The 17,218-nt window shown below is 66.1% G+C and carries 11 protein-coding genes; 4 read left to right on the top strand and 7 right to left on the bottom strand.

Features of this window, described 5'->3' with window-relative positions; all coding sequences use genetic code 11:
• Positions 1-50 precede the first annotated feature (50 nt).
• The 3 genes from ACIBI6_RS20520 to ACIBI6_RS20510 all read right to left on the bottom strand — a co-directional run bounded on the left by ACIBI6_RS20520 (position 51) and on the right by ACIBI6_RS20510 (position 9,494).
• Complete coding sequence (locus ACIBI6_RS20520; RefSeq protein WP_396957383.1) at positions 51-7,364, bottom strand: amino acid adenylation domain-containing protein; 7,314 nt, start codon at positions 7,362-7,364, stop codon at positions 51-53.
• A gap of 248 nt (positions 7,365-7,612) precedes the next feature.
• Entirely contained in the window at positions 7,613-8,596 is a 984-nt protein-coding gene (locus tag ACIBI6_RS20515; protein WP_396957382.1) for a DNA-binding response regulator, read from the bottom strand.
• Between the two features lie 73 nt (positions 8,597-8,669).
• Entirely contained in the window at positions 8,670-9,494 is an 825-nt protein-coding gene (locus ACIBI6_RS20510; protein ID WP_364347336.1) for a M23 family metallopeptidase, read from the bottom strand.
• 233 nt (positions 9,495-9,727) lie between these two features.
• On the opposite strand from ACIBI6_RS20510, the gene ACIBI6_RS20505 reads away from it, so the two are divergent.
• From ACIBI6_RS20505 to ACIBI6_RS20495, 3 genes are all read left to right on the top strand, one after another.
• The gene (locus tag ACIBI6_RS20505; RefSeq protein ID WP_396957381.1) at positions 9,728-10,774 is read left to right on the top strand and encodes a nitronate monooxygenase; all 1,047 of its coding nucleotides are present in this window, start codon (positions 9,728-9,730) and stop codon (positions 10,772-10,774) included.
• Between the two features lie 60 nt (positions 10,775-10,834).
• On the top strand, positions 10,835-11,227 hold the full coding sequence (locus tag ACIBI6_RS20500) for an SCO5389 family protein (RefSeq protein WP_396957380.1): 393 nt from the start codon (positions 10,835-10,837) through the stop codon (positions 11,225-11,227).
• Between the two features lie 505 nt (positions 11,228-11,732).
• Positions 11,733-12,281 (top strand): HD domain-containing protein, encoded by a 549-nt coding sequence (locus ACIBI6_RS20495; protein WP_364347324.1) that lies wholly within the window; start codon positions 11,733-11,735, stop codon positions 12,279-12,281.
• A gap of 15 nt (positions 12,282-12,296) precedes the next feature.
• Here the strand turns inward: ACIBI6_RS20495 and ACIBI6_RS20490 are convergent, their stop codons facing one another.
• Together ACIBI6_RS20490 and ACIBI6_RS20485 are read right to left on the bottom strand one after the other, a co-directional pair.
• On the bottom strand, positions 12,297-13,934 hold the full coding sequence (locus ACIBI6_RS20490) for a long-chain fatty acid--CoA ligase (protein WP_396957379.1): 1,638 nt from the start codon (positions 13,932-13,934) through the stop codon (positions 12,297-12,299).
• A 245-nt stretch (positions 13,935-14,179) separates the two neighbouring features.
• On the bottom strand, positions 14,180-15,118 hold the full coding sequence (locus ACIBI6_RS20485) for a cation diffusion facilitator family transporter (RefSeq protein WP_364347318.1): 939 nt from the start codon (positions 15,116-15,118) through the stop codon (positions 14,180-14,182).
• Here ACIBI6_RS20485 and ACIBI6_RS20480 point away from each other — a divergent pair.
• Entirely contained in the window at positions 15,077-15,637 is a 561-nt protein-coding gene (locus ACIBI6_RS20480; RefSeq protein ID WP_396957621.1) for a hypothetical protein, read from the top strand. The two genes, ACIBI6_RS20485 and ACIBI6_RS20480, sit on opposite strands and share 42 nt — an antisense overlap.
• Here ACIBI6_RS20480 and ACIBI6_RS20475 read toward each other — a convergent pair.
• Positions 15,619-16,014 carry a metalloregulator ArsR/SmtB family transcription factor gene (locus ACIBI6_RS20475; protein WP_364347312.1) on the bottom strand — a complete coding sequence of 132 codons (396 nt, stop codon included), beginning with the start codon at positions 16,012-16,014 and terminating at the stop codon, positions 15,619-15,621. The two genes, ACIBI6_RS20480 and ACIBI6_RS20475, sit on opposite strands and share 19 nt — an antisense overlap.
• Before the next feature lie 118 nt (positions 16,015-16,132).
• Positions 16,133-17,218 (bottom strand): C40 family peptidase (locus ACIBI6_RS20470; protein ID WP_396957378.1); only part of this gene is annotated, 1,086 nt, incomplete at its 5' end.

Below are 17,218 nucleotides of genomic sequence, written 5' to 3'. Positions count from 1 at the left end.
CTTCCTAGCGTTTGTCGTTACATCTCAACCCCCCAGGCACCGTCATGTACTCAGCTCGACACCACCGGCAGCAGTTCATCCAACGGCACTATCTCGGCCGATTCGGGCACCACGACCTCGGCGGAGGTGACCTGTTCGAGCACCACCGCCCGCAGATCCGCCAGCTGGGCGGTATCGATGGCGGCCAGCGTGGCCCGATCGGCGATCAGATGCGTCACCCACCCCTCGGCGAGCGAGGCACCCAAGTCTTCGACGCTGCGTAGCACGATCCTGGGCACCACGATCAGTCCGGCACCGGTCGCACCGGCGCTCACCAGCTCGAGCAGCATCGCCGCCGAATCGGACCTGCCGTGCTGGAAGGTGCGCGATTCGAAGGTCAGGCCGGTGCGCAGGCGCAGGCGATCGGCCGCGGTGGCCAGCTCGTCGTAGCTCATCCGCACCCCGGTCGCGGCAATGACGAGGGCCGGATCGGATCCGCTGAGCACCCCGGTCCGATTGGCGTGGTTGACCGGTCGCAGCGACTGCGCGGAGATTTCGGCACTGGTCGCGGCATCGTCGAGACGCAGCCATTCGATGCCGTCACCAACCGGACCCGCACCAATGGTCAACCCGACCCGCACCGAAGGCTCATCCGGTATCGAAGCTTCCGCGGGCAGCAGTACCAGCGCCGCACCCGCCTTGAGTACCGCCCACGCGGCCACCGCCCAGTCGGCACCGCGATCCAGCCGGATCGCCACCCCCGCCCCCGGACCGCATCCACGCCCGATCAGCACCCTGGCCAGCTGAGACGACTTGGCGTCGAGTTTTCGGTAGGGCATTTCCTGCTCGCCCCACACCAGCGCGGGTGCGTCCGGATCGTCCTCCACGGCGGCGGTCAGCAGGTGGGTCAGCTCGGTGCCATCGGTGGTCGCCGTGGCATCGGTCGCGGTGGGCACCAGATCCTGCTCGTCGACAATATCGATGCCGCCGATACGCACGCCCGGATCGGCGACTACCGCGGTCAGAATGCGCTCCAGCATGCGTCCGAGTCCGCGCACCGTCGATTCTTCGAAAAGGTCTGTGGCGTAAGTGAATACCGTGACAAGCTCGTCCGGCGTCCCATCCGCCCGCAGGCGCGGTTCGACGACCACCTGCAAATCGAACTTCGCGACGACATCGCCCGCATCCAATGCCGCGACGGTCAGTCCCGGCAGTTCCAGACTCGGTTGTTCGAGATTCTGGAAGACGAGCATTACCTGGAACAACGGCCGCCCCGGGGAGACCACCTCGACCACCCGCTCGAACGGCAGATCCGCATGCGCGAATGCGGCCAGATCCGTCGCACGCGTCTGCTCGACCAACTCGTCGAATGCCATGCCGCGCTCGACCGATGTGCGCAGCGTCAGCGTATTGACGAACATGCCGACCAACTCGTCCAGCGCCCGCTGACCACGCCCGGCAACCGGCGTGCCGATGGCGATATCCGAACCACCCGACAGCCGGGCGAGCAGCACGGCCAGCGCCGCGTGCACCACCATGAACACCGAGGATCGATGCTCGCGTGCAATCCGGATCAGACCCTCGTGCACCTCGGCCGGCATGGTCCAGCCGATCGCCGCGCCGCGGCCCGACGACGCTACCGGACGTTGCCGATCCAGCGGCAGCACCGGTGCGTTCGAGAGTCCGGCGAGCTGCTGACGCCAGTACGCCAATTGTCCTGCGGCCACCGAGTTCTCGTCGTCATCGGTGCCGATGACCTTGCGCTGCCAGAGCGCGAAATCCGCGTACTGCACCGGCAGTGGCGACCAGCCGGGTGCCGCACCACCGACGCGGGCGAGATATGCGGTCACGAGATCACGGGCCAATGGGGCAAGCGAGGCACCGTCGGCCGAAATGTGGTGCACCACAACGACGAGCACATACTGGTCCCCGTCGGCCAATAGCCGAGCCCGCACCGGAACCTCTTCGGTCACATCGAATCCGGCCGACACCAGCTCGACGACCCGACCGAGCACATCGGTGACGGTCTCGACCTCCAGTCCATCGGGCAGCACCTCGGCGGCAGGCAGAATCTCCTGATACGCCTGTCCGCCGGTACCCGCCGTCGGGAACCGGGTGCGCAGCGCCTCGTGTCGCACCAACACGTCCTCGACGGCCTGTCGCAACGCCGCGACATCGAGCTCGCCGGTCAACCGGATCGCGAACGGCAGATTGTATGCCGGAGATTCCGGATCGATCCGATTGAGCACCCACATCCGTTGCTGGGCAAGGGAAAGCGGCACCAGCTCCGGGCGCTCGGTTCGGGTGAGCGGTACCCGCTCGGCGGTGGAACGGCCCGCACCGGGGATGATTCCGGCGGCGAGTGCGGCGACAGTCGGGGTCTCGAACAGGTCGCGCACGGCGACACCAGGGGAATGGCCGCCGGTGGGGTTGGTAAATACAGCATCGAGCGCATCGTTGATACGCGCGACGACCCGGGTGGCCAGCAGGGAATTACCGCCGAGTGCGAAATAGTCGTCATCGAGGCCGACCCGCTCGATGCCCAGCACCTCGGCGAAGACGGCGGCGACGATCTCCTCTGTCGCAGTGATCGGGGCGCGGAACTCGCGTGCGGCGAAGGTCGGCGCGGGTAGTGCCTTGCGATCCAGTTTGCCGCTGGTGTTGAGCGGGAAGGCATCCAGCACCACAATGGCGGCCGGAACCATATACGCCGGAAGCACTTCGGCCACCGCGGCCCGAAACTCCTGCGGTTCGACCTGTTGCCCCGGCCGCGGCACCACATATCCGACCAGCTGATCACCGGTCGCCACCAGCGCCGCAGCTTGGCTGACCGAAGGTTGGGCGAGTAGCGCGGTCTCGATCTCGCCGAGTTCGATGCGCTGACCACGGAACTTCACCTGGAAGTCGCTGCGGCCCAAGTACTCCAACCGGCGCGGATCTTCCCGCCACACCACGAGGTCACCGGTGCGATACATCCGAGCCCCAGCGGTGAACGGGTCGGCGACGAAACGATCCGCCGTGAGATCCGGTCTTGCGACGTACCCGCGCGCCAGCTGCACCCCGGCCAAATACAGCTCACCGACCGCTCCCGCCGGCACCGGTCGCAATCGCGAATCCAGCACGTAGACCTGCGAATTCCACTGCGGCAGGCCGATCGGCACGGTGGTCTGCTCGCTCGCGGACGCGCGCCATGCGGTAATCGACACCGTCGCCTCGGTCGGCCCGTACAGGTTGTGCACAGCCGCATCCGATACCGCACCCAGCGCGGTCACCGTCTCCGGCGGCAATGCCTCACCGATCACGAAGATATCGCGCAGTGTCGGGCAGGACCCGGGAGGTAGATGTGCGGCGAATACCGTCAGCATGGACGGCACGAAGTCGGTGACAGTGACACGTTGCGCGGCAATCGTTTCCGCGAGATACACCGGATCGCGGTGACCGTCGGCAGTGGCCACTACCAACTTCGCACCGGCCCGCAACGGCACGAAGTACCCCCACAGGGACACGTCGAATGTGGTGGCGGTCTTCTGCAGATACACATCGTCGGAACCGAGCGGGTAGTGCGCGAGCATCCACTCGATCTGGTTATTGATGGCCGCGTGGGTGACCGCAACACCTTTCGGGCGGCCGGTGGAACCCGAGGTGAAGATGACGTACGCGGGATTTTCCAGCGAAACCGGACGCAGCAGTTCCGTCGGCAGCACCGGATCGCCCGAGAATGCTGTCAGCTCACCGGTATCCAGGTAAACGAGCGGCGTATCCGATACCTCGACGACATCCGCGGTCGTGGTCAGCACACAGACGGGTGCGGCGGTATCGAGAATATGCGCTATCCGCTCCGCCGGATGGTCCGGATCCAACGGCACATACGCACCACCGGCCGTGACGATCGCATACATGCCGACCACCAGGTCGATCGAACGCCGAACCGCCAGTCCCACTAGTGCTTCCGCACCTACGCCCCGCTGGATCAACAGCCGTGCGAGCCGATTGACCCGCTCATCGAATTCGCGATAGGTGAGCTCGATCCCCTCGTAGGCCACCGCGATCGCATCCGGATGTGCCTGCACGGCACGGCGATATCCGTCGAGCAGCAGTTCCGGGACGACCGGGTGCGCGGTGTCGTTCCAGTCCCGCAGCATCCGCTGCCGCTCGGCGGGCGCGAGCAGTTCGATTTCCCCAACCACCCGGTGCGGATCCTCGGCCACCGCCGCCAGCACCCGATTCAGGCGCTGAGCGAACCCGGCCACCGTAGCTTCGTCGAAAAGGTCGGTGGCATAGGTGAACGATGCCGCAAGACCGTTCGCCGCACCATGGTCCTCGCGCGGCACGACGGTCAGCTCGAGATCGAACTTCGCCTGCACCACACCCAGATCGATGCCGGAAACGGTGAGGCCGGGCAACTCCAGCTCGGGCCGCTCCATGTTCTGGAACGTCAGCATCACCTGGAACAGCGGATGCCGGGCCATCGAACGCACCGGGTCGAGCAGCTCGACCAATCGCTCGAACGGCACATCCGCATGTCCGAAGGCCGCCACATCGGCGCGCCGGAAGTTACGCAGCAAATCGTCGAACGATAGTTCGGGGTCGACCTCGCCGCGTAGCACCAGCGTATTGACGAACATTCCGATGACATTGTCGAGTGCGGCATCCCCACGACCGGCAACAGGGGTTCCGATGGCGACATCGGTGGTTGCCGCCAGTCGGGACAGCAGCACCGCGAGCACCGCGTGCACCACCATGAATAGCGTCGAATGATGCTCGCGGGCAATCCGTTCGAGCGCGGTATGCACCTCGGCGTCGATCTCGAAAGCGAAGACGGCGCCGCTACTGGACAGCACCGCCGGACGCGGCCGATCGGTGGGTAGCGCCAATTGCTCGGGCAGTCCGGCCAATTCGGTGCGCCAGAAGGCGATCTGCTGCGCCAGCAGCGATTCCGCGTCGTCCTCCGCGCCGAGCATCGCACGCTGCCAGATCGCATAATCGGCGTACTGCACGTCGAGCTGCTGCCACTGCGGCCCGGCACCGCGCACCCGAGTCGAATAGGCGGACATCAGATCCCGCGCCAGCGGCCCCATGGAGAAACCGTCGGCCGCGATGTGGTGCACCACGCACACCAGCACCTGCTCGGTCTCACCCAGCTTTACCACGCGCAGCCGGATCGGCGGCGCGACGGCGACATCGAAACCCGCGACGGCGGCGCTGATGACCAGCTCGGGCAACTCGGCCGCGCTCGCGGACACCACCTCGAGCTCCGGCACCGCGCGAGCATCATCGATCGGCAAGACGACCTGCATCCCCGCGCCATCGATCTCCGGATACACCGTACGCAGTACCTCGTGGCGCGCCACCAGATCGCGCGCCGCCGCACGCAGCGCCTCGACATCGAGCACCCCGGACAAGCGCACCGCCAGCGGAATGTTGTTGACACCGCTGGTCGGATCGAAGCGGTTCAGGAACCACATGCGCTGCTGTGCGTAGGAGAGCGGAATCCGATCCGGGCGCGGTTGCGCGCGCAAAGTATGTCCGGCCGCCGCAAGTACTGTCACGCGCTGCGCGAGTTCGGCGACTCCGGGTGCCTCGAATACCAACTGCACCGGCACCCGGGTGCCCAGCGCGGTACCGATGCGCGCGGCGGCCTGCGCGGCCAGCAGCGAGTTGCCGCCGAGTTCGAAGAAGTCGTCATCAACACCGACTTCGAAGAAGTTGTTATCAACACCGACTTCCACACCGTCGGCACGCAATAGCTCCGCGTACACCTCGGCAACAACCTGCTCTTCTCGTGTGGACGGCGCACGGAACTCCCGCGCCTCGAAAACCGGATCGGGCAGCGCGGCGCGGTCCAGCTTGCCCACCGGCGTAAGCGGTAGTTCGTCGAGTACCACAATGGCCGTGGGCACCATGTACTTCGGCAGCTTTCGCTCCAGCGTGGCCACGAGCTCGGCGGTATCCACGATGGCATCGGTGCGGGGCAGCACATAGGAGACGAGCGCGGTCGTCCCAGAAGGCAATGTCTTGCCGAGCGTGGCCGCGAAATCCACATCCGGATGCGTGGTGAGCGCGTTATCGATCTCCCCGAGTTCGATGCGCAGACCGCGAATCTTCACCTGGAAATCGGACCGGCCCAGGTACTCGAGCACACCGGTTTCATTGCGCCGCACCAGATCTCCAGTCCGGTACAGTCGCGCACCCGGCGCACCGGCTTCCGCGCCGAACGGACTGGCCACGAACCGTTGCGCGGTCAGCTCGGGACGTCCGAGATAGCCCTGTGCGAGCGCGGGTCCGCCCAGATACAGCTCGCCGACGACTCCCGATGGCACCGGCCGCAAGCGCGAATCGAGCACAAAGGCCCCGACCCCGGCGACGGTGCCGCCGAGCGTGACCGGTGTGCCGGGTTCCATCTGACCGGTCGTGACCATGACAGTGACCTCGGTCGGGCCATAGGCATTGAAAACGGCCCGCCCGTCCCGCGCCCAGCGCTCGACGAGTTCGGCGCCGAGCTTGTCGCCACCGGTGACCACGACCCGCAGTTCGTCCAGTCCGGCCGGATCGACCGATCCCAGCGCACCCGGAGTGATCAGCAGATGGGTGACCCGTTCCCGGCGCAGCAGATCCGCGAGTTCGGCACCGCCGAATACCGTCGGCGGCGCGATCACCAGCGTCGCACCCGCCGAGAACGTGAAAAGTAGCTCCATCAGCGAGAAGTCGAAGCTCGGCGAACTCAGATGCGTCACCCGCGAATCGTCGTTCAGCGCATACCGCTGACCGATCGCGGCCAACCCGGCCAACCCGGCGTGCGTCACCACGACGCCCTTCGGTCGCCCGGTGGAACCGGAGGTGTAGATGACATAGGCCGGATGCCGCTCGTCCAAACGCCGCACCCGATCGGCATAGGAAACCGGCCGCTGCGGCTGTGCGGCAACCCGCTCGGCCACAACGGGATCATCGAGCTCGACCCAATCAACTGATGTGCCCAGCGCCGCGCGATGCGCCGCAGTGGTCAGACCGAGCGCAGCGCCGGAGTCCGCGACCATGTGCGCGATTCGCTCCGGGGGATAGGCCGGATCGACCGGGACATAGGCCGCACCCGTCTTCGCGATCGCCCATACCGCGAGCACGGACTCGACCGAGCGGGCCAGCGCGGTAGCGACAATGTCACCGGGTCCGATGCCCCGCGCAATCAGTTCCCAGGCCAGCCGCGAAGACGCCTCGTCGAATTCGCGATAGGTCAACTCACGCTGGTCGGCTGGATCGCCGGTCGGGTTGAAGCGAACCGCCACCGCATCGGCGGCGGATTCGACGGCCGCGGTGAGCAGCTGTCCGAAGAGTGGGGCGCTGGCACGGCGCCGACGGTTGGTCCGAACAGATCGACTCGCTCTATCCATTCTCAACCATTAACCTTTCACATCTAACATACGCCAGAGGCGATCTGCCGCACGCGGAATTCCGCCGCCGCATTCGCTTCCTGCGCAATGCAATCGGGTAACCGTAGCGATGAGAGCTAACTGTCCGCGAACACGAAGTGCATGGCGCTAGCTCCGAATCCGTTGTGACACAAGCCCTCAAACTTCCCGGGACATTGATCGTTCAGCATTCGTCCCATGTTGTCCACTCGAGCGTTCACTTGCCAGCGCTACAGCCATCCGCGCCTGGTCGCCTGCACGCCCGCCTGGAACCGGGTGCTCGCACCGAGCCGCTCCAGCAGCCGCGCGGTGCGCCGGACCACGGTTCGACGGGACATGCCGAGTCGGCGCGCGATGGTGTCATCGGTCGCACCCAGGCCCATCAGGGTCAGAATCGCTTTATCCCGCTCGTCGAGTTCGTCGGCGGCCGGATTCACCGAAATCGGCGCCGCCAGCGACCACAGCACATCGAAAGTCTTCACCAGCAACCGCAATCCGGGCGATCCGGTAATGCGCAAACCCATCGGATCCGGGCGGCGCTCATCCGCGTGCAACACCAGGCTCGCCCGCTCGTCATCGCTGATGATCAGCTTGAACGGCGGCTCGGGCAGGGTGCGCGCCTGCGCCCCACTGGCATTGGTGGACAACGCGTGCCGCAACCTTTCGGCATCCTGGTAAATAGTATCCTGATATAGCGTCTGGTAGCGGATGCCGTCACCGATCCGAGAGCGCTTGAGCAGGAACAGTTGTCGCTCGCGTTCCGGATCGCTGAGATAGGGACCGCGTTCGATCACCTTGACCGTGTGGCGGGCCGAGGTCTGGACCTGCTCGAAATCCGCGAGCATTTCCAGGCGTTCGAAAACCGGCACGATCGCGCCATTGGTGCGCGGTGAGCGGCGCACCGAGCGGAACGTCTCGCTCAGTCGCGCAGCCGCGGCGTGCATCTGGTTGATCTCGTGCTGCCTGCGCCGCGCCTCGGCCTCCGATAGCGATTCGGGGGCGTGCGCGTCCCAGATGGCCTCGCCGTCGGCGGAGAGTTGACTGACCGCGGCCTGCAGGTCGGTCAATACCTCCAGCGATGCGGCGGCGGTCTCCTTCGAGACGCCCAGATATTCGGCGACCTCGCCCAGGCTGGATCGCGGATGATGCACCAGCACGGCGTAGGTTCGCCCATGCGGTGATCCAGGCTCGAAGATATCGCCCAGCGCAGTCACAAAGCGAGCCTAACGACCGTACGGTCCCCACGGGGCCGTTGTGATCGTCGGAATATCAAGCCGGACAAGAAAATCAGTGCGCCGACGGGCCCCACTGCAGCGGCACACCCTTGGCCGCCAAGTACGGCATCGGGTCGACCTTGTTGCCGCCCTGATCCCAGATCTCCAGGTGCAGATGCGGTCCGGTCGAATTGCCGCGGTTGCCGACGGTGGCGATGACATCGCCCGCATTCACCCGCTGCCCGGCATGCACGAACATCTCATTGACGTGGCCGTAGACCGCGATGGTGCCGTCGTCCTGCTGGACCCGCACCCACAGGCCGAAGCCGGAAGCCGGGCCCGCCTCGATGACGGTGCCGCTGCTCACCGAGTGGATCGGCGCGCCGAGCTGATCGGCGAAGTCGAGGCCGTAGTGGAATTCGCCCCAGCGGGAACCGAATCCGGAGCTGATCTCACCGGCCACCGGACGCACCGCGGGTGCCGGGGTGAACTGCTGCTGCGCGCCCTTGAGGACCTGTTCGACCTGGGCGAGCGGGCCCGCGATCTCCGGCGGCAGATTGCTGATACCGAACGGAGTGGGGACGGGGTCCGCGATCGGCGCGGCCACCGGAGTGGCGAGGGCCTGCGCGGCTTCAGCGACCGGGGCAGCGGCCTTGACCTCTTCGACGGGTAACTCGGCCGTGCCCTTGAACGTGATGGGCGCGGCGGCTTCCTCGTCCCCGTCGTGCGCACCCGGCAGGAGTGGGGCGGCAATTGCAGGCGCGACCTGGGCTGCGGTGCCGATGAGGGCGCCGGCTGCGACGGCGACACCGGCCGCGACCTTCACCCTGTCGCTGGTCGACGGCCCGGCGCGATGCCGCGTCGGCCGACCCGCAACGCCGTCGCCGATGAGGCTCATGACGGTTATGGAACTGGGGCCTACCCGATGCTGCGACAAAGCTGGTCCTAGCGCTCGACCTACAGTTGCTCAACGGCTTCGGAAAGTTTGTAACGTTTCGGCATCCGTTGTGACGGGAACTCTACCCCGCCGTGACCATTTCGCAACCTTCTCGGCAAAAGTCGCCGTTTAGGGCCTGGTCAGACGCCTGGGCCGGTATCACGATGCCGTGACCGATACGCCACAATGGACCGGTGATCCTCAACGAGTTGAGCGTTCCGATCGTGCTTGCGCCGATGGCGGGCGGGCCATCAACGCCGGAGTTGACGGCGGCGGTCTCCGCGGCGGGCGGGCTCGGCCTGCTGGCCGCCGGATACCTGACCGCGACCGATACCGCGGCGCGACTCGCGGCCACCCGAGAACTGACCACCGCGCCGTTCGGCGTGAACCTCTTCACCCCGGGCTCCGCCACCACGCCCGCGGATTTCGCCGATTACCTCGCCGAATTGGGCCACACCCACGAGGTCGGCACGCCGAAGTACGACACCGACGATTGGGACGCCAAGCTGGAGCTGCTCATCAAGGCGCCGGTCGCGGTGGTCACCTTCACCTTCGGCTGCCCGAGCGCCGACGAGGTCGCGCGGTTGCACGAGGTCGGTTCGGAAGTGTGGGTGACGGTCACCTCGGCCGCCGAGGGCCGCATCGCGGTCGCGGCGGGGGCCGATGTGCTGGTCGCCCAGGGCGCGGAGGCGGGCGGGCATCGCGCCACCTTCATCGATCGCGTCGCCGATGACGCCACCGATCCGCTCACCTTGCTCGCGCTGCTGCAGATTCTGCGCGCGACCGTCGACCTGCCGATCGTGGCCACCGGCGGCATCACCACCGGTGCCGGGATCGCGGCGGCGCTCACGGCCGGTGCGGCGGGCGTGCAGCTAGGCACCGTCTTCCTGCGCTCGCCGGAGGCGGGCACCAATCCCGTGCACCGCGCGGCGCTCGGCGCCGACACTCCCACCATGCTGACCCGCGCCTTCACCGGTCGCCGGGCGCGTGGGCTGCGCAATCGGTTCATGGACGAACATTCCGCGACGGCACCGGTCGCATATCCGGAAATCCATTACGCCACAGCGCCATTGCGGGCCGCCGCACGAACAGCGAGCAATCCGGACGATGTGAACATGTGGGCTGGCCAGACCTACACGCTGGCACCCGAGCTACCGGCTGGTGAACTGGTCCGCACCTTGGCCGCAGATGCGAAAACCGCGCTGACCACAGCACTTTCGGGACGAATCCAGTCTTGTTGACAACAGTTTCCGTTTAGAATCGAGGGGCATCGCAACAGCCATCCAGGTCAGGAGAGCGCTATGTCCCTCGATGTTCCAACCGCCCTACTCGAACGCGCCGAACGCGGCGAGGTCGACGACGCCGACTTCGTCGAGGTCGTGCGGGTCTCCCTCCCCTACGCCTGGGAGGTCGTCAGCCGGGTGGCACGTGAGCTGCATTCCGGCACAGCCGAATTCGCCGACAATGTCGTTCCACCACCCGACGAGGCGGCCCGCGGACAACTCCTGCGCGCCATGGCCTCCGATGCCATCCGCGGCGGCCTGGAACGCCATTTCAAGGTGAAGCTCGCCTTCCAGAACTGCCACCGCGTAGCGGCCTTCCCAATCGCCGCCGTCGGCGGCGAAACCTACTCCACCTTCATTGGGACTCGCGCCCAACTGCTCAATCAGAGCCCGGAACTCCGCAACTGCTAGTCCCCCAGTCCAGATAGCTTCTGCCGTATCGAGCCTTGGCTCGGAGGGGCCATCGAACGCAGCATCGACTGCCACATCACCATGCTCGGCGAGCAGCGGAGCGGGTGGGCGGCAAGCTATCTGGACGGGCACTAGTCCCGAGGCCGCCAAAGTCGGCGCGGTCGAGATATCGGCCGCGTCGGCTTTGCGTTTGCGCGCAGCGTAGCGGGCGTGATCACGGGCTGGTGATATCTAGTTTTGAGAATAGATATCACCGATCGGGAGGTTCACGATGGCGCGAACAAGTGATCGATCTCGACAATGCCCCCTAACCGGGCAGATCGGTACGTGGGCGCCTCTACCAGTTGGAACACCGTCAACGCAGCCCTACACGAAATCATCGATCGCCTCGGCGAGCGGCTGCTGTCGCGCGAATGCGCGAGATGGTCACACCGGGCGAGATCGACTTCTCAATCCCCGAAGCGGGAGAGCGTCGTACCTGATATCACGCGTAGTGTGAACTGGCATGAGCGGCAACGATCTTCGCGACGAGATCGATCGGCGGCTGCATCCCTGGCTGCCGCAACTCGGCTCCGATCGCGGTGCGTACACCAACCATGTGCTGCGGGTGCTGGAGCTATGCGATCTGTTGGACAGTGGCGCGGGCAGCTTGCCGAGCACTCGCGAGGAGTTCCGTACTGCCGCGGCGTTTCACGATCTGGGGATCTGGACCGCGGGCACCTTCGACTACCTGGCTCCCTCCGCCGACCTGGCACTGCAATGGCTCGACCAGATCGACCGCCCCGACTTGGCCGATCTGGTCGTCGCGATGATCGACGAGCACCACAAAATTCGATCCGCGGGTCCAGCCACCGACCCGATCGAGATCTTCCGCCGAGCCGATGCGATCGACGTCGAATACGGCCTGCTCGGCCGCTTCGGGATACCTCGCTCCGCCTACCGCGAACTGGCGAAGCGGTACCCCGACAAGGGCTTCCACCGCCGGTTGGTCCGACTGGCCGCTGAACGAATCCGGACGCACCCCACGTCACCACTGCCGATGCTGAAGTGGTGACGCGGGTTCGGCGTTCTAGGACAGTGTGGTGACGGTCAGGTCACCGTCGGCGTACTGGGCGCGCAGGCGCTTCTTGTCGAATTTGCCGACGCTGGTCTTGGGGACCTCAGCAATGAAGGTCCACCGTTCCGGCAGTTGCCATTTGGCGAATTTGTCGGCGAGGAAGTCGCGCAGTTCCTCCGGTTTGGTCTCGGCCCCCTCGGCGAGCACGATCGCGACGAGCGGGCGCTCGTCCCACTTCTCGTCCGGCACACCGATAACCGCGGCCTCGGCGACGGCCGGGTGCCCCATGACCGCGTTCTCCAGATCGACCGAGGAGATCCATTCGCCGCCGGACTTGATGACATCCTTCGAGCGATCGACCAGGGTGAGATAGCCGTCCGGGCTGATCTTGCCGACATCGCCGGTGCGCAGCCAGCCATTGTCGAACTTATCGGGATCGATCACCGCACCATCCGGCGAGTAGTACGACCCGGTAATCCAGGGACCGCGAACTTCCAACTCGCCCAGCGACTCACCGTCATTGGGGACCACGCGGCCGTCATCGCCGACCAAGCGGGCCTGCACGCTCGCCGGGAAACGGCCCTGGGTGAAGCGGTACTCCCATTCGTCCTCGCCGGTCACCCCGGCGGGCGGATGCGCGACACTGCCGAGGGGGGAGGTCTCGGTCATTCCCCAGGCGTGCAGGATGCGAACGCCATGCTTTTCCTCGAAGGCGCGCATCATCGACGGCGGCACCGCCGAACCGCCGACGACCACCGAACGCAGATGCGAGATGTCCTGCGGCTTGGCGGCCAGTCCGGCGAGTACGCCGCCCCAGATGGTCGGAACCGCGGCGGCGAAGGTCGGCTTCTCGACAGCCATCAGCTCCAGCAGCGGACCGGGCTGCAGGAAGCGGTCGGGCATGAGGACATTCGCACCCGACATCAGCGCCGCATAGGGCAGACCCCAGGCATTGGCATGGAACAGTGGGACGATGGCGAGCACATAGTCGCGGTTGGAGAAGCCCATGCTGGTCGGCTGGCACACCTGCATGGCGTGCAACCAGTTGGAGCGGTGCGAATACACCACACCCTTGGGGTCGCCGGTGGTGCCGGAGGTGTAGCACATTGCGGCGGCGGATCGCTCATCGATCACCGGGTAGTCGAAGGTATCCGGCTGCGCGGCCAGCAATTCGGTGTAGGAGTGCACCTGGACGCCCTCGGGGGCCTGCAGCGCGGCGGCATCGCCATTGGCCACGATGACGTGGCGGACGGTCTTCAGATTGGGCAGGTACTGGGCGAACATCGGCACCAGCGTGCCGTCGACGATCACCACCTGATCCTCGGCGTGATTGGCAACGAAGACGAGTTGCTCCGGGAAGAGCCGGATATTGAGCGCGTGCAGCACCGCGCCCATCGCGGGTACCGCGATATAGGCGACCATATGCTCGTTGTTGTTCCACATGAAGGTGCCGACCCGATCGCCGTCACCAATCCCCAAGCCGCGCAACGCATTTGCCAGGCGAGCCGATTCGGTTCCGAGCTCGCGGTAGGTCATGGTGCGTACGCCGGTGCCGGTCCAGGTCGAGACGGTGGAATCGCCCATGAACGTCGATGCGTAGCGCAGCAACGTCGCCAGCGACAACGGCTCGTCCTGCATGGTGCTCAACATCGGTACTCCTTTTCTTCGGTGGCTACGGCGGCCTGCCGACCATGAGCCACATCACACCGGGGATGCTACCCAAGAGTAGGACGCCCCAGCGGCCCCCATCGCCGATACATCAGCAGGCAGGCGCCCTCAGTTTGTCCACCCGGCCGCGATCTCGCGAGGCGAGTCGAAAGGCGGTCCCCAGGGGTTTGGGTTCAAGCACGGCGGATTCACTGAGAGCCGCCATCCGACTTACGCTCGACGGCCTGTCAGACCGCGGAGTGAGCGGGGTAGGCGTGAACGAGGACGGTGTCGAGTTTGGGCACGGCATGGGTGAGGGTGTGCTCGGCACCGTGCGCCAGGCGGTGGGCGTCGGCCAAGGTGATGGTCGGAGCGACATCCAGTTCGACATCCGCGTGCAGGCGGTGGCCGATCCAGCGCATCCGAAGGCTGCGCACGCCGAGCACACCGGGTTCGGCGACCAACGCCCGCTCCGCGGTACTCACCAGGGCGGGCTCGACGCCATCCATCAAGCGGCGGAACACATCTCGCGCGGCTGTGCGCAATACCGCCAGGATCGCGACCGTAATCAGTAGTCCGACAAGCGGATCGGCGAGCGGAAAGCCGAGCGCGACACCGCCCGCACCGACCAACACCGCCAAAGAGGTGAATCCATCTGTCCGCGCATGCAATCCATCGGCCACCAGCGCCGCCGAGCCGATCCGACGCCCCACTCTGATCCGATACAGCGCAACGGTCTCGTTGCCGACAAACCCGATGAGCCCCGCCGCCGCAACCCAACTCAGATGCTGGATCTGCACCGGCTCGATCAGCCTGCGCACCGCCTCGTACCCGGCGATGATCGCGGACAACGTGATCATCCCGACCACGAACAACCCGGCCAGATCCTCGGCCCGCCCGAACCCATAGGTATACCGCCGCGTCGCCGCCCGCCGACCGAGCGCGAACGCGATCCACAGCGGCACGGCAGTCAGCGCATCGGAGAAGTTGTGAATAGTGTCCGCCGCCAACGCAACCGAACCGGAAACCACCACGATCAACACCTGCAGCACCGCGGTCAGCCCGAGCACCGCCAGGCTGATCTTCACCGCCCGAATTCCGACAGCACTGGACTCCAACGCATCGTCGACACTGTCGGCGGCATCGTGACTGTGCGGCACGAAGATCTCGCGCAGCGCACCCCGCAATCCACCCGGATGGTCGTGGTCACGATGCGCCCCGTGGGTGTGGTCATGACCATGGCCCGCACCCTGCGCATTCCCGTGGTCGCGGTCCGCACCGTCGGCATGGTCGTGGTCATCACCGGTACCGCGCGCATTCCCGTGATCACCGCCCGCACCGTGCCCGCGCCCACGGTCCACACTCTCCACATTCCCGCGATCATCGCCCGAACCCTGCGCACGCCCTCGGTCATCACCGATACCGTGCGCATCCCCGTGATCACTGTCCGCACCCCGCGCGTGCCCACGGTCCACACTCTGCGGCTGTCCGCGATCACCGCCCGCACCCTGCGCATTCCCGTGGTCGCGGTCCGCGTCCTGCGTGTGTCCACGGTCCGCACCCTGCGCATGGTCGTGGTCATCACCGGTACCGTGCACATTCCCGTGGTCGCCGTCCGCGCCCTGCGCTTGCCCGTGGTGGTAACGGCGCGAAATGCTTTGCCAGCGTTCGGGATTGCGTTCGTGACTCATTCCGCCACCGCCTGATCGCGAGCAGGCAGTTCGCGTACGGAACCAGCGCCGCGGTGATGCGCGGGTACGCCGGGGCCCGCGTGTTCGGCGTTGTACACCGCATCCACGACCAACTGGCGGACGTGTTCGTTCTCCAGGCTGTAGAAGATGGTGGTTCCGGCACGGCGGGTCCGAACCAGCCGAGCCATGCGCAGCTTGGCCAGGTGTTGCGATACCGAGGGGCCGGGTTTGCCGATGTGATCGGCCAGATCGTTGACCGAGAGTTCCCGGTCGACCAACGCCCACAGGATCTGTACGCGGGTCGAATCGGCCAGCATGCGGAAGACCTCGACGACAAGACGGACCTGGTCCTCCGCGATCGATGGTCGCAGCGGCTCACTATCTGCATTCATACGCAGATAATAGAACTATGCTGCCTTCGATGGAACCGGCCCCTTCGGATCGGCCCGACGGCGACACCCTCTGCTCGGCCGCCGACAGACCGGTCAACCTCAGCTCATTGGTTCAGCGTCAGTACCGACGGGCACCTGCGTAGGGCATCGAGGACATCGGCGACATGATCACACCGGTCCCATAGGTGGATGCGTGGATGACCTTGCCGTCACCGGCATAGAGGGCCGAGTGGCTGCCGTCGTAGAAGGACACCACGTCACCGGGCTCCAACTCGTCCCGGGAAACCGGGGTGCCCGAGGAAAGCTGCTCATAGCTGGTGCGCGGCACCTTCACCCCGGCCTGCCGGTACGACCACTGCACCAACCCGGAGCAGTCGAAGGCATCCGGCCCCGTCGCGCCCATGCTGTAGTCGGTGCCGACCTTGCCGCGTGCTGCCTCGACGGCGATCGCGCCGTGCGTGCGTTCCGGCGACACCGCGGGCGCGGTTGTCGTGGGAGGTGGCTTGATGCCGAGAACACCGCTGAGGAATGCGAGTTCGCTGCGGAACATGTCTGCGGGGACCGTAATCCCGGTTCCCGGAATCGTCGCCGGAAGCTCAGCGCCGGGCACCTCGGTGGGCACCGGCGGGGCGGAACGTTCGCCCCACGGAATAGCGAAGGGCAGTGAGCGTTTCACTCCTGGAGCCGCATGCGGCCCGTCCCGTTCCGCACCGGGTATCGCGAGCGGAGCCGGCCGCTCCAACCCGAGCACCCCGATGGGTATCGAGATTTCCGCACCCGGAAGCGCCAGCGGGATCGAAAGTTCCTGCCCGCGGATCTCGACAGGCGCGACCCCGGAGACACCGATGAGATTCTCGACCGCGGGGATCACTGGGAGCGCCGACCACTCGACACCCATGGCCCGCAGCGGAACCGCGAACTCAGGACCTGAAACTGTCAGCGGCTCAGAAAGCTCCTTGCCCGGCACCGCAACAGATGCGGCCCCCGAAGGAGCAATAGAGTTCTCAACCGCAGGAACCAGCGGAAGCATCGCCCGCTCGATACCCAAAGCCCGCAACGGCACCGCAAGTTCAAGACCCGAAAGCGGCGCAGCGAGCTCCTTGCCCCGCACCGCAACAGATGCGGCCCCCGAAGGAGCAATAGAGTTCTCAACCGCAGGAACCAGCGGAAGCATCGCCCGCTCGATACCCAAAGCCCGCAACGG

The organism is Nocardia sp. NPDC050412 (assembly GCF_044458825.1).
Lineage (GTDB): Bacteria > Actinomycetota > Actinomycetes > Mycobacteriales > Mycobacteriaceae > Nocardia.
Note: the sequence above shows the minus strand (reverse complement) of the source record. Positions and strands in the feature narration are given on the sequence as shown.

Excerpts from the sequence above, each read along its gene's own strand:
- ACIBI6_RS20500 (WP_396957380.1), top strand. The coding sequence starts at position 10,835 with ATGTCCCTCGATGTTCCAACCGCCCTACTCGAACGCGCCGAACGCGGC.
- ACIBI6_RS20475 (WP_364347312.1), bottom strand. The coding sequence starts at position 16,014 with ATGAATGCAGATAGTGAGCCGCTGCGACCATCGATCGCGGAGGACCAG.
- ACIBI6_RS20520 (WP_396957383.1), bottom strand. The coding sequence starts at position 7,364 with ATGGATAGAGCGAGTCGATCTGTTCGGACCAACCGTCGGCGCCGTGCC.
- ACIBI6_RS20495 (WP_364347324.1), top strand. The coding sequence starts at position 11,733 with ATGAGCGGCAACGATCTTCGCGACGAGATCGATCGGCGGCTGCATCCC.
- ACIBI6_RS20510 (WP_364347336.1), bottom strand. The coding sequence starts at position 9,494 with ATGAGCCTCATCGGCGACGGCGTTGCGGGTCGGCCGACGCGGCATCGC.
- ACIBI6_RS20490 (WP_396957379.1), bottom strand. The coding sequence starts at position 13,934 with ATGTTGAGCACCATGCAGGACGAGCCGTTGTCGCTGGCGACGTTGCTG.